11 protein-coding genes are annotated in these 18442 nt (G+C 37.2%); 10 read left to right on the forward strand and 1 reads right to left on the reverse strand.

What is annotated here, in order from left to right; all coding sequences use genetic code 11:
- The first annotated feature begins 18 nt into the window (after positions 1 to 18).
- From E4O07_RS03070 to E4O07_RS03095, 6 genes are read left to right on the forward strand one after another with little or no spacing between them, the layout of a single operon-like run.
- Complete coding sequence (locus tag E4O07_RS03070; protein WP_253687295.1) at positions 19 to 2949, forward strand: hypothetical protein; 2931 nt, start codon at positions 19 to 21, stop codon at positions 2947 to 2949.
- Positions 2946 to 7547 (forward strand): SpoIIE family protein phosphatase, encoded by a 4602-nt coding sequence (locus tag E4O07_RS03075; RefSeq protein WP_253687297.1) that lies wholly within the window; start codon positions 2946 to 2948, stop codon positions 7545 to 7547. Before E4O07_RS03070 ends, E4O07_RS03075 begins: the two co-directional genes overlap by 4 nt.
- A 3-nt stretch (positions 7548 to 7550) precedes the next feature.
- A complete protein-coding gene (locus E4O07_RS03080; protein ID WP_253687298.1) occupies positions 7551 to 8336 on the forward strand; it encodes an ABC transporter ATP-binding protein in 786 nt (261 codons plus the stop codon).
- Positions 8314 to 9060 (forward strand): ABC transporter permease, encoded by a 747-nt coding sequence (locus E4O07_RS03085; protein WP_253687300.1) that lies wholly within the window; start codon positions 8314 to 8316, stop codon positions 9058 to 9060. Before E4O07_RS03080 ends, E4O07_RS03085 begins: the two co-directional genes overlap by 23 nt.
- Entirely contained in the window at positions 9057 to 10544 is a 1488-nt protein-coding gene (locus E4O07_RS03090; RefSeq protein ID WP_253687301.1) for a GldG family protein, read from the forward strand. Before E4O07_RS03085 ends, E4O07_RS03090 begins: the two co-directional genes overlap by 4 nt.
- On the forward strand, positions 10541 to 11449 hold the full coding sequence (locus tag E4O07_RS03095) for a DUF4340 domain-containing protein (protein ID WP_253687303.1): 909 nt from the start codon (positions 10541 to 10543) through the stop codon (positions 11447 to 11449). Before E4O07_RS03090 ends, E4O07_RS03095 begins: the two co-directional genes overlap by 4 nt.
- Here E4O07_RS03095 and pyrF read toward each other — a convergent pair.
- Positions 11439 to 12341, reverse strand: a complete 903-nt coding sequence (pyrF, locus tag E4O07_RS03100; RefSeq protein WP_253687305.1) for an orotidine-5'-phosphate decarboxylase — start codon at positions 12339 to 12341, stop codon at positions 11439 to 11441. The genes E4O07_RS03095 and pyrF overlap by 11 nt on opposite strands.
- A gap of 131 nt (positions 12342 to 12472) precedes the next feature.
- Here pyrF and E4O07_RS03105 point away from each other — a divergent pair, with 131 nt between their 5' ends.
- From E4O07_RS03105 to E4O07_RS03120, 4 genes are read left to right on the forward strand one after another with little or no spacing between them, the layout of a single operon-like run.
- Entirely contained in the window at positions 12473 to 13570 is a 1098-nt protein-coding gene (locus tag E4O07_RS03105) for a hypothetical protein (protein ID WP_253687306.1), read from the forward strand.
- Between the two features lie 17 nt (positions 13571 to 13587).
- The gene (locus E4O07_RS03110; RefSeq protein WP_253687307.1) at positions 13588 to 14424 is read left to right on the forward strand and encodes a hypothetical protein; all 837 of its coding nucleotides are present in this window, start codon (positions 13588 to 13590) and stop codon (positions 14422 to 14424) included.
- Positions 14425 to 14426: 2 nt separating this feature from the next.
- The gene (locus tag E4O07_RS03115) at positions 14427 to 16673 is read left to right on the forward strand and encodes a LamG domain-containing protein (protein WP_253687308.1); all 2247 of its coding nucleotides are present in this window, start codon (positions 14427 to 14429) and stop codon (positions 16671 to 16673) included.
- A gap of 38 nt (positions 16674 to 16711) precedes the next feature.
- Positions 16712 to 18427 carry a DEAD/DEAH box helicase gene (locus E4O07_RS03120; RefSeq protein WP_253687309.1) on the forward strand — a complete coding sequence of 572 codons (1716 nt, stop codon included), beginning with the start codon at positions 16712 to 16714 and terminating at the stop codon, positions 18425 to 18427.
- Positions 18428 to 18442: the final 15 nt, after the last annotated feature.

Below are 18442 nucleotides of genomic sequence, written 5' to 3' on the forward strand. Positions count from 1 at the left end.
TAGGAGTTTTTTGTTAAGTTGAATAAAAAACGGCTTTTTGCGGGTATTTTTATATGTTTTCTCTCTATTGCTGCCTTTTCAAAGGGATCTGCCGAAGAAGATTATGCAACGGCTAAAAGTCTTTTGGAAGAGTCAAAAAATACTGCGGCCTTGCAGGATATAGTCAATGTCATTGAAAACAAGCCTGAATCCATAGAGAGCGGAATAAGCCTTGCCCGAAAAACAATGAAAAATCAAGCCGAATTTCAAAAAACCTTCCATGAGCTTATAGAGCTTTTAAAAGTAGATCCTAACAATAACTTAAAACGAATTGCCATAATAGATAAGATGGAACTTTTGGAATCCGATATGGATCCTGTGCTTAGAGATTTTTTAAATAAGGTCAAAACCTCCTCATTCTACGCCATTTACCGCATAAAATTTAATGATTTGATGAATGAAGGAATCAAGCTAATACAGGAGAAAAAGTATAATGATGCCGCTAAGACCTTTATTCAAGGTTTTTCAATGTATGACGGTGATACAATGAACGAAGATCAAAATGCCCAAATAAGCAGTATTTTGAAAAAAGAACTTGATCTGGTTAAATCCGACACAAAAAAATATGAAGACGCTTATGCCGAATTTATGTCGGACCTGAATAAATATAGGGCAAAAGCTTTTTCATCATCCTTATCATCTCTTGAAAGCGAGTTAAACAATTTAAAGAATTCTTCTTCTCAGCTTAGAAGTATTACAGATTCATTAGTAAGATCCGGTGCATCTTTAAAACGGATTTATCTAAACGAAAGGAAAAGGAATATTGAGACCGAAGAATCTATTTTACCCTTTGCGTACCGCCTGACTTTAGGAAGAGATTCTGCAAAAGAATATGAAGGTGTTGAAGGAGCTATGGAGGCGGGAGTTCATGATCCGCTTTATTCTTTGGCAGACAGGCATTGGTTGGAAATTAGAAAACTATGGTTTGAGTCATGCGATACATTTGATTTTGAAAGCGACATATCCATCGATAAAAATCTCTCCCTAATTGATTTTCATTTAAAGAGCTTGACCGGAATTTATTCCGTTATAAATACACGTTCCGGCTCAAGATTCGGAAAAATAGTTGATTCTCAAGACAAAAAAAGAAACTCCCTGGCTGAGCTCAATAAAATCATAGATTCGTCAAAAAAATATTACAGCAGTTTTTTAAGCATAAGAGAAAGAATACAGCCTCTTTCATCTTCCTACACCGGAAGCTCTGATGAATTGCGCAATCCTGATAATCCTAAAATTAAAACTTTCAAAGCCGAGATTCAAGAATTGGAATCGATGATATCATCAGTAAAAAAATTATCCGAATCTTCGATACCTCACATTGCGAACGATCTCGGCAAAGAACAAGAAGCTTTAGAAACCAAAAATAGTTTATTGTTAAGTAACTTGGATAAGACCCGTCTTATATGTTATGAGGAACTTGCAATCATAAATAATAGATCCGGTAAAGAGGCTTTCGCTGAGACAAAACAAAGATATGACCGCTTTACAAATAATCAAAAAAATAACGATAAGACATCTCCGGGAGAAGCAAGGCAAGAGCTCATAAACTTAAGGGAGATTATAAAGCTGGATCTTCGTATCTTGAATAATTTTATTAAAGATACGGATTCCTCCATATCCGGATCAAGTAAGGTTTTTGCAGAAAACAAAAACGGTATTGAAAAAACTATCGCATCTCTTAAAGATCTTTCCGGTATTATAGCTTCGGACTTGGCATTAACTGAATCTACTCTTTTAAAAATACAGTTGGCAAAAAATGAAGCCGATTTAAGGTTTGAGGAAGCAAAAAGAAATTTAAAATCCGGTAATTTTTCTGCTGCAAGGAGGAGTATAGAGCTGTCCCGAACAAGAACAAATGATGCTTTACAGCTTGAAGAAGATGCAGAATACAGAAGCTCCACGGATAAAAGGCTCGAACAGCTCGGCAAAGAAATTAATGATGCAGAAAACGCCGTAGTTGTTAAAGACGTCCGTGCATATTTGGAAAAGGCAAAAAAAGATTATTTTAATACCGAGTTTGTAAAGGCTGAAGAAACGTTGAATGCGGCACGCAGCCGTTGGGCAGTAACCAATATTGAACCTAACGAAGAAGTTGAAAACTGGCTGGCTATCGTAAATACTGCAGGAACCTTAAAAACCGGAAGAACAATTCCGCCTTCGGCTCCTCTTTATCCTCAAATGATACAGCTTTTAAATAATGCCAATCAGCTTTATTTGGATGCAGAGCAAAAAATAAAGTCGGGTCAGCGCCGTGCCGCCTTAAATAATTTAAATCAGGCTAAGGAGAATATACGGCAGGTATTATTGATATTCCCGTATAATGAAATTGCAGGACAATTAAATTTAAAAATCGATAAGCTGATCGATCCGGTAAACTTTAATGAGCAATTTAAGCGGAAGGTTCAAACAATCAGAACCGAGTACAAGCGTAATTCTCAAAAATCATACAGCGACCTATTGGACCTCTACGGTATAGATAAAAACTTTCCGGGGCTTGCTGCATTAAAAAATGAGGTTGAAATTTACTTAGGCCTTAAACTGCCTCCTCCCAATCTTAAAGCAATAGCCGAATCTGCAAGTCTGACTAAGTCGGCTCAGGCAATATATAGAGCCGGTGACAGACTTTCGTTCCCGATTGCCCTTCAGCAATTGGATACAGCTATTAAGTTGGATCCTCAAAATATTGCGGCAATACAATTAAAGGACTCAATTCAAATGACCATGGGAGGTGAGGCCGTTGTGGTACTCTCTGCTGCCGATGAGGCTAAATATCAGCAAGCCGTTTCCGAATTACAAAAAGGAAATAGGGTTATAGCTGCTGCATTGGTTGAACAGCTTATGCAAAGTCCGAATGCAAGAAACTCGGCAAAGGTTAGAGAATTAAAAAAGAGGATAGATGCATTACTATGATTAACGGGAAAAAACGCATGAGGAAATTTTTAAATATATTCTTGATATTTTTATTTTTTACGGTCTCTTTATCGGCAAAAGAATTTTATTGGGAAAATCCTTCCGTTATAAGTGGGCGAAATGGGCACTTTTTAAAGTCCGCTTCAAATGCAAATATTTCTGCATCTGTCTGGGAAGAAGCCGTTAAATCCTCCGATAGTGAAGGGCTGATATATATTTCTGCAGGCGTATATGTAAATAACAAATGGACAATAAATGAAAGAATAATTCCGCCTATCCCTTATACAGCCGATATTCCGTCAATTGTTTCTATCGCTGTAGGAAATGATGACAGTATTTTAATTGCATTGGTAAAAAATCGTAATACTATTACAATTTTAAAAAGTACCGATTACGGTAAAACATATACGGTTAAAAATATTACCACAGAAATATACGATTTGCTTTCTCCTCAACTATCCGTTGCTTCAAACGGTAAGTATCTTATGTTTGTTTCGCATGGGGCTGATGAAAAATTTTCTATATTTTCTTCTTCATCTGAGGACGGTCTTAATTGGTCGTCTTTTTCGGAGTTTAACTTTGCAAAAAAAATGGACAGAATTTTTCTTCCGGCACATACAGCTTCTGCAAAAAATGATGTTTTGGTTTTTCAAGCCTTGGATAAGAGCGGTGACAGACGTGCTTATCAGCTTTTTTCTTCTTTTTCTTCCGATGGAGGAAAATCTTGGTCCGAACCTGTAAGAATAACGGATGATTTTAATTTTAATAATCAAAGACCCCATATATCCTATATTCAAGCGGAAAAATCTATTTCAATTGTTTGGGAACAATCTCCTTACCGCAGCGAAAAAAATTCTACAGCCTACGCAGTCTTGGACAATAAAGGGAAACTTTCTTCTCCTATCGAAGTTCTTCCTTCTCAAAATGGAAGCATATTTAGTCCTAAGATTATAACTTATAACAATAAACCTCTTATATCATGGTCCGAAGGCTATGACGGCAGATCATCGGTTTTTATTGCACGAAAAGAAGATAACACTTGGCTGATTGATTCAGTTATATCGATAAACGGTTCCGTACTCTTTGTTAATCCGTTTTTTGTAGACGGTAATCTTCATGTCTTATGGCAAGAAGGCCTTCGTTCGGCAAAAATAATGCATATTGAACCCGATTATGAAGTCGGAAAGGCCCAGCTTCAGCCTTTGAATTTTGATTCAAAGACTTCAGAGGGAAAACAAAAAATTACAATGAAGATAAGGTTTCCCAATGACTCATCCGGTATAGCCGGTTATTCATATGAATGGTCAAAGGATGTCCCTCCCGAATTTGTAGAGCCGGTAATTAAAAAATTAAAAGATGAAACAGTCTTGGTTTATGAACCCGAAGAGGATGGTCTGTGGTATTTGGGCGTAAGAGTCTGCGACTATGCAGGAAACTGGTCTGAGATGACAACGGTTTCTTATGAAAGAGATATAGTTCCTCCTGCACCTCCCGTTTTTGACTTACTGGCCTTAGATAAAAAAGGTTTTTTAAAATCTAATACCTTTGATATTCGATGGGCTCCTCCCGATTTGGATATAAATGGAAAGCCCGAAACGGCTATAAACGGCTATATATGGAATCTCTCTTATATAGGTGATATAGATAAATTTCTTTCATATCTAAAAAAAGCAGACTCTGCCTTTATAGATGATGAGGTTGTGCAAAAAGTTTTGTCAGATAATTTAAAAGCTGAATTAAATACATCAAAAATAAGTTCAGTTTTAAATAAAAGAGAATTTAATAATTATGAAAACGGTCTTTATGCTTTGACTGTTTCTGCCGTAGACGCTTTTGGGAATATCGGTGCTCCGGCAGTAAAATATTTTGCTTTAAATAAATACATTCCGTATACTTATATTGCAGATATAAATGCTTCTCAATCTCTGGATGGATCTATATCTCTATCGATAGTAGGTAAGGGCTTTGCTGCCGGAGGTGAAGTAACCTCGCTCTATGTTGATGCTGATGGAGAACCTCCTTATGATTTAACCGTAGAAAAAAAAGATTTTTCTATTCTAAGCGATAAGCTTATATCAAATATAAAAATAAACTATTTGGATCCCGGCAAATATTATGTAGGACTCATGCACTCAGGCCGCGGAGTCTACTTTGCAAAAAAAACTATGTCTTTTGATGATATAGGAAATATTAAGCTAGGTGATTATGGAAATACATATAAATATAATTGGCTTCTTTCAGCTATCGATTATAATTTTGCCGATTATTTTTTAATTATTTTTTTAGTTCTATTTATTTTACTTGTTATGATTTTGTCGATATTGGGAGTTGTTCATTCGATAAAAGAAGCTATAAAAATAAAGCATGAAGTAACTGTTTTATTGCGCGGAGGTGCTATGACATTTGGAAAAGAAAAAAAACTGTCTGCATTAAAAGTTAGAGGCGGCGGATTAAGGTTGAAGTTTATTGTATTTACAACTACTTTGATAATATCCGTTATTTTAACCTTGGCCCTTCCTTTGGGATTTAGGTTTTCTGAAACACAGGAAAGACTTTTGGCCGAAGGCTTGGCTTCAAATACTCAAGTTTTACTTGAAAGTTTGAGTTCCGGCGCTAAGGCATACCTCCCTTCAAAAAACGTATTGGAGCTGGGCTTTTTACCCTCGCAAGTTTCCGCACTTAAGGAAGCAACCTTTGCAACGATAACCGGTGTTCATATAGATAATAAAAAAGTGGGTTATAATTTTGTTTGGGCTTCCAACGATAACGATATTCTTTCTAAAATAGATACTCCCGATTTTGTTGTCGGCAGATCCGAGTTATCATTGCTCCAATTGGAAGATGTATATAAAAAGCTTGATCAAATTGACCAAGAAGCAAAAGCCAATGTAGGCGAACTTGCAGATGAAATTCAATCTTTAACAAATACGGCAGTTGGAATTGCTCTGAGTACGGATAAAAAATCGGTAGAGCGCCGAAATGAAATTCAGTCTGCCATCAATCAAATGGAAACAAAACTTACTTCCGAGCTTAACAGCTTGAGTATAAAAGGTGCAGGTTCTTATCCCGAATTTAATTCAAAAAAACTTTCAAGGGATGTTACAAGCTATCTTTTTTATAAACCTATTCTTTACAGGCAGCCGGGCGGGCAATCTAATTTTGTTCAAGGTATGGTATATATTCAGGTGTCGACAAGGGGATTGATTGAACAAATTGATGAAGCGACTACAGCTTTGTATAAAATTATATTTTTGATCTCATTGGGTGCTCTTGCAGCAGGTATAGTCGGAGCTTATATTTTGTCTTCAATTATTACTGCCCCAATTAAAAAACTTGTAGAGCATGTTGCTATGATTGCAGCTACCGAAGACAAGGAACTTCTGGCAGGTAAGGATGTTAAACTTAAAACAAAGGATGAAATAGGAGTTTTAGGTACAACCATCAATGCGATGACAAACGGTCTTGTTGAAGCTGCTGCTGCATCTAAGGACCTAACCATGGGTAAGGAAATCCAAAAAATGTTTTTACCGCTTGATGTGGATTCGGCAGGCAGAAAACTTACTTGCGGCAAAACCGTAGACGATAATGTCGAATTTTTCGGCTACTATGAAGGAGCCCGAGGTGTATCCGGTGACTATTTCGATTATATAAAGCTTGATGACCGATATTATGCAATTATAAAGTGCGACGTTGCAGGTAAGGGAGTTCCTGCCGCTCTTATCATGGTTGAGGTCGCAACTCTTTTCTTGGACTACTTCAGAGATTGGAATTACAAAAAGGATGGACTAAAAATAGATCAGGTTGTAGCTCGAATAAACGACTTAATAGAATCTCGCGGATTTAAGGGCCGATTCGCAGCCTTTACCCTTTGTATTATGGATTCGATAAGCGGTGATGTTCATTTTTGCAATGCAGGCGATAACGTTATAAATATTTACGATGCCGCTTCCAAGAAAATGAAAGAAGTTATTTTAACCGAAGTTTCCGCTGCCGGGGTTTTCCCGACATTTATGATAGATATGAAGGGCGGCTTTAAGGTTGAAACCGTAAAACTTAATCCCGGAGATGTTCTTTTCCTTTACACTGACGGTATTGAAGAAGCAAAGCGCTTGTTTAGAAATTCCAAGCTGGAGCCTGTGCTATGTGAAGAACCGGGGCTTGAAAAAGATGAGGAACATGAAACTCATAGTGTAGGTCAAGACGGAGAAGAGTTGGGTAAGCCCCGCGTATGCAAAATTATCGAAAATATTTTTGCCCGCAGTTCTTTTAGTTTAAAAAAATGGCATAACCCAATCGAAAACGAAGAATTTGATTTTGATTTTACAAATCTTGAAGGTTCGATTGAAGATGCTGTTTTAGGTCTTGTGTCAGTCGAAAAAATATTCCGAATGTATCGAGATCCTAAGGCAACCGAACAGGATATGGTTCAGGTAGATAAAAAAATCGACTTATTCTTAAATAAGCATTTTAGGCAGTATCAAACCTATTGCGGGAATCGTAAACCCAATGCCGTCTACGACGAATATCTTTACTATACAAATGTGCGGGAAGATCAGCAGTATGACGATTTGACCATATTGGGAATTAAGAAAAAATAAGCCATGCTCAAGGTTCAAAATTTAGCAAAATATTACGGAAGCAAAAAAAATCCTGTTATAGGCTGCAAGAATATTTCGTTTGAATTAAAGACGGGAGAGATAACTTCTCTTTTGGGTTTAAACGGTGCAGGTAAAAGCAGTATCATAAACTGCATCTCAGGTTATTATACTCCTGATGAAGGTGATGCCTTTATAGACTCATACTCCGTCTTAACTGAGGGGTTTGAAGCAAAAAAACTTTTAGGTATTCTATACGAACAAAATCCTCTTTATTCGAATATGACAGTTTATGATTTTTTATATTTCGCAGGTCAAATGCACGGAATGAAAAAAGATAAATTGGAAGATGCTTTAAATGAGGTAATCGATTTTTGCGAGATAGATGAGGTAAGGGATAGATTGATTAAGGGGTTGTCTAAAGGGTTTAAACAGCGTACCGGTTTGGCTCAAGCCGTTTTACATAATCCTCCCTTAATTATTTTAGATGAGCCGGCCTCAGGTTTTGATTCGGTGCAGGTAAAAGATTTTGAAAAAAAAATCCTGCACATTGCAAAAGAAAAAACTATCTTGATTTGCACGCATGATTTAAGACAGGCGGCAGAGCTTTGCTCCAATCATATTTTGATTAATAAGGGAGAAATAATAGCTATAGGAAATCTTTTAGAAATAAAAGAGCAGCTTCAAGAAGCCGGCTGCGAGTTTGATTCCGGAATTAATTATACCGTATTGGAAAAAGCCTTTGAGTTTTTTGCAGGGATAAATAAAAATGAATTTAGAAAAAACGAATAAGAATCTTATTTTTTTTATTGCAAAAAAAGAATTTAAAATGATGTATAAGAGTTCTTCCCTTTATGCATCCTCTCTTTTTTTTATCTTGGGGGCTGCTATTGCCTTTATCGGTTCGGATTCATGGTTTAATGCAGGTCTATCTGACTTAAAAACATTTTTTTTAAATATGCCTTTTTTGCTTTGTGTTGTAGTTCCTATGCTGACGATGAGTGTATGGAGTGACGAAAAAAAACAGTTTACCGATAAGTTTTTGTTTTCTCTGCCTGTTTCAATCCGTTGTGTTGTACTGGGAAAATATTTAAGCCTGATTTTAATTTGGTTTATTATGCTTTTTTTTAGCTTGATAATACCTGTTTCGGTTTTTTCGTTGGTTTACTTTGATGCCGGTTCTTTTTTCGTTTCTTATTTTTCCGTTTTTTTATTCGGTGCAGGAATTATTTCGATTTCGCTCGGTCTTTCTGCATTAAGCAGTAAAACCGAAGTCAATTTTTTGCTTTCGTTTTTGACGGTTTTGTTTTTTACCCTTATTTATCCTTTAACAAAAAATTTAAATTTTCCGGTATTGCTGAATAGGTTTATAGGCTATCTTTCCTTTAGTTCTCATTTTGAATCGGCTGCACGCGGACTTTTAGATTCCCGGGATCTTATCTTTTATCTTATTTTAATAGCCTTAGGCATCGAGTTAAATGTTTTTATTTTAACAAGGCAAAGGGATGCAAGATGAAAAAAGAATATAGACTTCAATTCCTGCTTTTTGTTTTAATGCTCGTTTTAATTTCTCTTGTTTCTTCAAAATTATATTTTAGATTTGATATGACAAAAGAAAAAAATTATACCTTGTCGGCTTATACAAAAGAATTGTTGCTTAATCTTGAAGCTTCAGTAAAAGTAACTTGGTTTAAAAGCCCGAATGTAGATGTTTTTTTTCCTTCATTAAAATATCTTAACGATATGCTCTCAGAGTATAAACGCTGCTCAAAAGGAAATTTTGATGTTTCGGTAAAAGATACTTCAAGCCTTTCATCTGAAGCGGTAAACAAACTAGGAATAATTCCCCGCGAAATAGAAGCTCAGGATAATGCCGTCAAGGTAATTCATAAACTCTACTCCGGGCTTATGATTGAATACATGGGAGAGACAAGGGTAATACCCTTTGTAGATGATGTTGATTCTCTTGAGTATGACATTGGAAGATTTATTTTGAGTATGAGAGATGTGACTATGGGAAATATTCAAACCGGAACCGTTTCTTTGATTGCCGATCCGGCCTTGCTTGAAAGCGATTATTCTTATGTAATTCCTTGGCTTGAATATGCAGACTTTAATGTTCTGCCCTTAAAACTGCCCATAGATACGGTACCTCAGGATCTTCCTCTTTTGGTTATAGGCTCCGATTATATAGATCATTCTTCGGCCGCTGCCATAGATATGTTTTTACAAAAAGAGGGCAGGGCTGTTTTTTTTGTTTCGGGGAACAAGGTTGATGTAAAAGGCTCATGGAAGCCAAGACCTAAGGTGAAAGATTTCTTATTGGATGTACTTTCTTATCACGGCTTTTATATAAACTCGGACATGGCCCTCGATTTGGTAAATAACTTCCGCATCACGATGTCTCAGGTTGATAATAAGGGAACAAAGTTAATCAATTATCCTTTTTGGATTCAGATTCCTTTGAGCGGAATCAAGCAGGGTAATCCGGTATTTGCAGCCTACCGTCCTTTAATTTCTTTTTGGCCTTCTTCAATAGATATTGATTTAGATAAAAATCCTAATCTTGTTCCCTATGCGTTTACCGGTAATAATTCTTTGACGCTTATCGATTCTTACAGCACCGATCCTCTTGAAAATCATTTTAAAAAATTTGAGGATGCGTCTTTTAAGCCTTCAGTAATTACTGCAGGCCAAACAAAGCCTTCCCGCATCTTGGTTATAAGCGATGAATATATGATAAGCAGGGCAATAGACTATACCGGTTCTACCTACAATATGGATTTTATGGTAAACTGTGTAGAATATATTTCTTTAAAAGATAATCTTCTTTTATTAAAAAATAAAAAACATTCCCCTCCGCCTTTTAAACAATTTGAAGATAGTGAAAAACTGATAAGCCTTATATTCAGAGCCAGATTAATTTCTCTCATCTTTCTTCCTCTTTTGATTTTTATTTTGGGTCTTTACGTGTTTATAAAACAAAGGAGATTAAGGTGAAAAACTTTTTTAAGTTAAAAAAATATACTCAAGGTTTGATTTTTGTAAATATTTTTTTTCTCTTAGTTTTGCTTTTTGTAAATATTCCAAAAGCTGAAGCAAATATTTTTAACACTTCCCTTGTTTTAAAACAAAATATAGAACACATAGATGAAATTATTTTTACCATTCCCGATAATTCTCTCCCGCCTCGATTCAACGAGTTAAGACTTATCAAAAAAAAGGATAAGTTTATTTTAAGTACTAAAACAGGAGAATATAAGGTTCAGCCGGCCCTAATAGAGCGCCTCTTTTCGGCATTAAGCACAAGGCAAAATTTTAAGCTTGTAAGCGATTCCGTCAAACAATATTTTAATTTCGGCTTGGATGAAGATCATGCTGCGCGGTTGCAGCTTTTGCGTTCCGATAAAACCATAATAGGAGATTTTGTTTTCGGAAAAAACGATACTCTCGGTATAAACCGCTATGTGCGGATAGATGCCCGCACAAAAATTTTTATTATGCCCGATGTTTTAGCCTCTTTTTTAACCGTAAGCAGTAATTTCTGGCTTGACTTACAAATTTATAAATACAGGTTTGAGAAAAATTCAATCCAGCTTATCAAAAAAAATAAGGGTTCCATAATCCGTTCAAATAAAAATGAAAAGGTCTTTGATGAGCTGCAAACATTTTTAAAACAATTTTCATGTATAGATATTTTTCCCGCACTTCCTCTTAATAATGCAAAAAGTGAAGAGCTTAATTTAATTTTAGGAAGCGGGGAAAACATAAAGATGATTTTTACACCGATGGAAGGCGGCGATTTTATTTTGTTTGATTCTTCTTCAAATAATTCCTATGTGATAAGCGGATACACAAAACGCCGCATTGATTCCATCTTAAATTCTATTGCCCCTAAAGACTGATGTTTTTAATTGCAGTTTCGCTCAGTAGTTTTTCGGTATTGCTTATGCAAAGCTCCAAATAATTTTCGGGTATAGGTGCTTTTTTCCAAGGATGGGTTAAGCCGCTTGAGCTGTTTATTCTTATAAGGGTCAAATCGCAGCCTGCATTTTTAAGAACTTCCATTACCGTTTTTGCATCACCCCCTTGGGAACCGACTCCCGGAATCAGCATAGGAACTTCTTTAGCTTTTGCATAAATTTCTGCAATGAGTTTTAATTCTTCCATTCCCGTAGCTCCGACAACGGCTCCCGTTCCCGGAAATTCGTTTGCATAAAAAGCGATTTTTTTTGCAATCTCGATATAAAGCTCCGAAGATTCTTTACCGTCCGAGCTCATTCTAAGATTTTGAAAATCCTTTGCACCGGGATTGCTTGTCCGGTTTAAAATATAGGCTCCCTTATCGATATATTTTTCCGAAATAAAAGGAAGAATAGAGTCGCTTCCCATGTAGGGGCTTACCGTTACGGCATCGGCCTTCCAGCTGTCAAAGGCCTCGATAGCATAGTTAAGGCTTGAGCGGGCTATATCGCCCCTCTTCGAATCAAAGATTACCGGAATACCCGGAAAATGCTTTTCGATTAGGCTTAAAATTTCTGCAAGGCTTTCAGAGCCCGAAAAATCCTTTTCCCTGGGCTTATCCAGCGCGGAATAATAACCTATATTCGGTTTAAAGGCTGCAGGAATTAAATTCTTTTCCTGCATCTTATCGAAAAGCTCTTTAAAAAAGCTTACAAGATTTTCTTTTACATTTCCCGTTTTATTTGGAATTGCTTCAAGGACAGGGTCTAAGCCCATACATGCACAGTTGTTTGTTTTTTCTGCCGATTTTTTTAATAATTCTATGTAGTTCATATTGGGATAAGTTTAGCCTAAATTTAAGGCCTTGTCAATTGTCTTTAAATTTTAGTAAAAAATATAGATAAATTTAAAAAAAAACGATTTTTTTACTTGCAGATATAAAATTTCGGATTTATAATATAGATATGAGGAAAAATAAGTTTTTTTTAATAACCATGGTCGCATTTTTAGGTATTGCTCTTTCGGCTGAGTCTCTGTCTTCTAAGTTGGAAGCTGCTCTAAAAACAAAAAATATGAAAGCTGTGCGGGAACTTCTGCTTTCGGCTCCTGCAAGTGAAAAAACAAAATTTGAAAAAACTATTATTAATGCTGCAAAACAGTCTGTTCGTTCTGGTGATTTGGATTATGCAAAAAATCTTGCTGAAGTTGTTCTAATATCAAATCAGGATAATGTTGAAGCTCAAGATCTCTATTCATCGATTGTAGAAATGCAAAAAAATCAAAAAAAGCTTGATGAGCAAAAAAAACAGATGCAAGCTGAAGCTGAAGCCAAGGCTAAGGCAGAAGCTGATGAAAAGGCTAGAATAACGGCAGCAGAACAAAAAGAGAAGGATAAAGAAGCTTTGTATAAATCCGTGTATGAAGTTGACCTAAAAAATTTCTATCTTGATGCAAGTTTGGGGCCCTCATTCAGCATTTTCGGCAGCAGCTTTGCCGATAAAGCCTTTGGGCGTAAAAAAACTAATTCCGATATTGGTGTATTGCTAGGATTTCATGCCGGCTTTGTTCATCCTTATGTATTATTAAAGCTGGGATTAAACCTAAATTGGCTTACCGTAGCGATGGCAGGAAAAGATCTTTCAGTCTTTGTAGTATCCCGATTTGCAATAGGGACCAATGCTGCTGGCGGTGTGCCTATTTTTTTGTCGACGGGACATAGTTATATAAACTATTACGGTAAAGGCGGAGGTGAACAAGCGTCCATGCTGTATACCAAAATAAGCAGTCCCTTTGTGGGGCTCAGTGTTGAAGATTGGCACCCCATCGAAAAGTTAGGCTTAACTTTTAAATTTAATTGGATTCCCATATCGGTTACCAGTCCGTTTATGAGCTTTGGTATGCATACGAATATTGGAGCAACTTATGAATTTTGGAAAAACCACATCATGTCGTTAAGAGTAGGAAGCGACATGGATATATATGCCTTTACTGCAAAGAAGTATGCCGACTGGAATCTTATTCCGAATATATATGTAAATGCAATATTCCATGTTCCCAAATGATTTGAGGTATAATAAAAATGAATTGTAAGACAAAAAAGGACTTAAAAGTTTTATCGTATACTCGAATACTTTGTTCCCTTTTTTTCTTGATTTTTACGGTTCAAGTCTTTGCCGGCACTGAGCTTATGGAAAAAATGGTTGAATCTATTAATCGGGGTATTTTATTAAAAGAGTATGATAAGGCATTTACAAACAGCCTTTTTGTATTACGCAATTACAAGGATCAAGAATTACCTATTGATGTTGAAGATGCCTGCAAAAGAGCCGTAGCCTCATGGCTTTCTTATCTTGAAAACGAAAAAAAATGGGAAGAAATTATATATACTGAACAAAAATTATCTTATGCTCCCGATTCCATTAAAAAACTTTCTAAAATTCCGGTTGATAAGGCAATAGAAAAACTGAAAACCTCTTCTGCTCTTCCTGATTGGCTTAAAAACAACCCGGTTGAACATAGACTGCCTCAAGTTGAAAGCGGTATAAATGAAAGTGCTTCCGTTTCAATTCCGAAGGAGTCCGGCGTTTTAACTATAGAGGATAAAATACAGATTCTGGAAGAGCAACGAAAGATCTTTAAGGAATTTCTTTATAACATGAAAAAGATGGAGAAAGAGCAGGAGAAAATTCGCTATAGCGAAAGGGAATTATATGAAAAAAAACGTTTGGAGATGGATCTTGCAAAAATAGAAGCAGATAACGAGCTGCGTAAGTATATAGGAGAAATTGTTGAAGATAACAAAAGAAATACTAATAAAATTATCATAATGGTTTTAATTGCGGCGTCAATTTTTTGTATATGTTTGACTACAGTTATTATAGTACTTGTACTTGTTAACAAAAACAAAAGGAGTTAACTATGAAACGTTTGTGTGTTATAATTTTAGTTCTTGGGGTATTGATTTCATCATGCGGTATAAAAACAAATTTGGATATTCAGGAGGCTGTTTTTCCGCCTGAACACTCAATCATAGTATATCAGGATGCTACTTCACAAGGCTTTAAAAACGGATCCACATTATCTTTGGTAGGAATAGGTGATGCCGGATACAGTTCATGGGAAGAGCTTCATATTGAAAATTTAACCGAGCATGAAATAAAATTTGACGGTCTTCCTAAAATTACAAATACCGATGTATTTGAAATTAGGGACACTCTTTTTAAATATAAGATCGGTCCTTATGAAAGAACCGCTTTTGAAGTCCGTTATAAGCTTGCCGATATAGGATCGGTTGAAACCGGTCTTACAATAGATTATCGCGTGAATGATCGCAAAAGGAAATTTTCTATTCGGCTTAATGGAAATTTTATAGGTCTTCAAATAGTTGAAGTCATTGATGCAAATCCTCCTGCTATTCCAACAGAGATTGAACGTAACCTGCCTAATGGCGGTGCCGGAGTCGATTTCGGATATAAGCCGAACGCACAAGCTAAGCGGAAATTCCGTATAAAAAATAATAGTAATGAACGCATTACTATCCACAGCGTTTCACTTGATTCCTTTGCAACTATTGCCGGCTTTAATTTTGACGGTCAAACCGGATTGACTTTGGGTGTTATTTCTGCTAATTCTTCAAAAGATTTCGAGCTCATATTTCCTGAATCCTCTATGCCTACATACAAGGAAGGAAATATCGTAATACAGCATGACAGAAGCCCTCTTCCTTATAAAATTGCAGTTTGCGGCGGAGGTGAAATTATGCCTATTGAAATAGTGCATAGAAAAAACGGTCAAGATGTTTCTTGTGTTGTGCCGTACAAGCTGGACAAAAACTGTTATGACTTCGGCTATAAGTCTGCCGTGTCGGAATCTCAGGCTATCAGTATTAAAAATATGAGTAAGGCTATATTGCGCTTTGAGAATATTGATGTGAATCTGGACCCGGGACCTTTTACATTAGAAAAAAATTATGGAAATACAGAGCTTGTCTATCCCGGAGAGAAGGCCGGACTTGAAATTAAATTTACTCCGCAACCAGGTGTGTGGTCTGAAAAAGATATTACCATTGATGATAAAAATACGGGAAGAAAATATACTATATCTCTCACCGGTTCCGGATTTAAACAGCCTAAGGATATAAAAGATCTTGTTCTTTGGTTAAGGGCTGATAGGATTGGATTGGAGCATATTTCTGAAGGTAAAATAAACTGTCTTCCTGATGTATCCGGAAATAATAGACATGCCTATAAATATAAAGGAAATAGTCCTACATATTCCGCTTCGGGAGTTAGCGGACTTCCTTCTGCTACTTTTGCAAATAAGGAAGGCTTGGCTGTAATTTGTGCTCACGATGACTGGATGTTATATGAAGCTACAGCTAGTACTGCCTTTTTGATTTTTAGTTGTTCTAACAATATTAATCAGCAAATAGCTATTACCGGCTCAAATGGATCCAGGCGCGTTTATCCTTCAATAGGTTTGATTCCGTTTCAGTATGATCCTGTAGACGGTGTTTACGGCAATGGTGCCAATACAGGTAAACCTACTAGAATAAAAAGATTTTATATAGAATCGGATTATGTACTGGGTATTAGAAGTCCTTCCGCATCTATGACATATGATGTCGAATCGGGAAAAGCTTTTTCGGCAGGAATACTTGTTAATGTGGATATTTCCGGTAATGATCCTCAAGTTAGATTTTATGTAAACGGTAATGAGACTAAAACGGGTCAGACGCCTATAGCCTATCTATACTCTGCACCGGGAGGTACTTCAGGTGGTAGTGAAACTGCTGTAAACAGAGCCTATGGCTATCCTGTAGGCGAAAATGGGTCAATAAGAGACTATGCACTAGGATCTAATCAAGATACCGATCCTTGTAAATTAGACTATGCCTGGTCTTTGCCGGGCAATAGTGCTTATTTTTCTTCAAGATTGGCTACTCATATAGGTGTTGAAGGCAGCGGAACCTTAAAGAATCTATATATCGGTAAGAATGCTGATGAGTCTTTGCCTTTTTACGGACAAATTGCAGAAGTCATGATTTTTAAACGGGCTTTGACTGATGCTGAAATTAAAGACATAAATAATTATATAGTTAAAAGATATAATACCGTGACTATAGAATCTTTATATACACGGCCTCCTTATCCTCCTGCACCATAATTGCATATTTTTGAGTAATGTGATATAATCTTCCGATTATGTTAATTACTTTTAAAGAATTGGGACTTGACGATATAGTCCTACAAGCAGTTGAAGCCAAGGGGTTTGAAGAGCCGACTCCGATTCAGGTTTTGGCAATACCGAGGCTTCTTTCGGGAGAAGCAAACGTTATAGCTAAGGCTCGTACCGGAACGGGAAAGACGGCAGCTTTTGGCCTCCCCCTTGTGCAGGAGCTGCGCGCAAATACGGGAAAGGTGCGGGCGCTTATTTTGGTGCCTACCCGAGAATTAGCCGTACAGGTAGCAGGTGAACTTGAATCTTTTAGAATCGAAGAGTTTCCCCGAATTACAACCGTTTACGGAGGAGCTGCGATAGGCCCCCAGCTGAGAAGCTTAAAGACCGGTGTCGAAATCGTTGTAGGAACCCCCGGCCGTGTGATGGATCATCTTGAACGGGGTTCCTTAAAAATTGAAGACATCGAATATTTTATTTTGGATGAAGCCGATGAGATGCTCAACATGGGCTTTATCGAAGACATAGAAAATATCTTTTCAAAGGCAAATCCTGAAGCCCGCGTTTTAATGTTTTCGGCGACGATGCCCAAGCAGATCTTGTCTATTGCCTCCGACTTTATGGGGGACTATGAAATTGTCGAAGAAGAGCCTCAAGAAGAAAGAGCCTCTTTAACCGAGCAATTTTTTTGGGTAGTCAGGGAAGGGGATAAGACCGAAGCCCTTGTCCGCCTTATAGATACAAGCCCTAACTTTTACGGCCTCGTATTTTGCCAAACCAAAATCGATGCCGATGATGTTGCAAAAGAACTTGACGAAAGGCACTACGAAGCTGCCGCCCTCCACGGGGACATTCCTCAAAGTCAGAGGGAAAAAATTTTGGAGCGCTTTAGGTCCAAAAAGACCCGCATCCTTGTTGCAACCGATGTTGCCGCCCGCGGTATCGACATTGAAGGCATCTCGCACGTTGTAAACTATGCAATTCCCTATGACGGGCCGACCTATACCCACCGAATAGGAAGAACAGGCCGTGCCGGAGCTGCCGGTATCGCAGTCAGTTTTGTCCGCCCTAACGAGGTAAAAAGAATAGAGTACCTGCGCAAACATGCCCGGGGCGAATTAAAAGAGGGTAAGCTTCCTTCAATCGAACAAGTTATCGAAATCAAAAGAACCCGTATCTTAAAAGAAACGGCTGCTCAAATCGAAAAAAGAATAAATGAAGAAAAACCCGAACAAGGCTTTTCGGCTTTTGCAAATAAGCTTACGGAATACGGAGATGCTCAAACCGTGCTTTCCTTTATTCTTCAAATGCAGTACGGTTCATTTTTATCTCCCTCTCACTATAAGACAATTAAGCCCGTCCGCTCCGAAGGCCGCATACGTAAATCCGATGACGATACCTTACGCCTTTATATAGGAGTCGGCCGAAAGGACGGAATTACAAAGCGTAAACTTGCCGAAATGTTAAGCCGCCTTCTTTCGATTCCTGAAAGGCTGGTCGACGATATCGAGGTTATGGATAAGTTTTCCCTTGCTACAATGCCTAAAAATGCAGCAAATGATGCCCTGCGTCTTTGCAAAAAGAAAAGAGGCTTACCTCATATGCACATTGACGCAAAAAGTGAAGCCCCGGCCTTTTCCGGATCTAAAAGACCTAAGCGCAGTTTGGCCTCAAAGGGAAAACATGATTCAAAAAAGAAAAGAGAATCTTCCGGATCTGCCTCAAAATACAAACGTAAATAAGTTTTATGTATTTGC

The organism is Treponema sp. OMZ 798 (assembly GCF_024181385.1).
Lineage (GTDB): Bacteria > Spirochaetota > Spirochaetia > Treponematales > Treponemataceae > Treponema_B.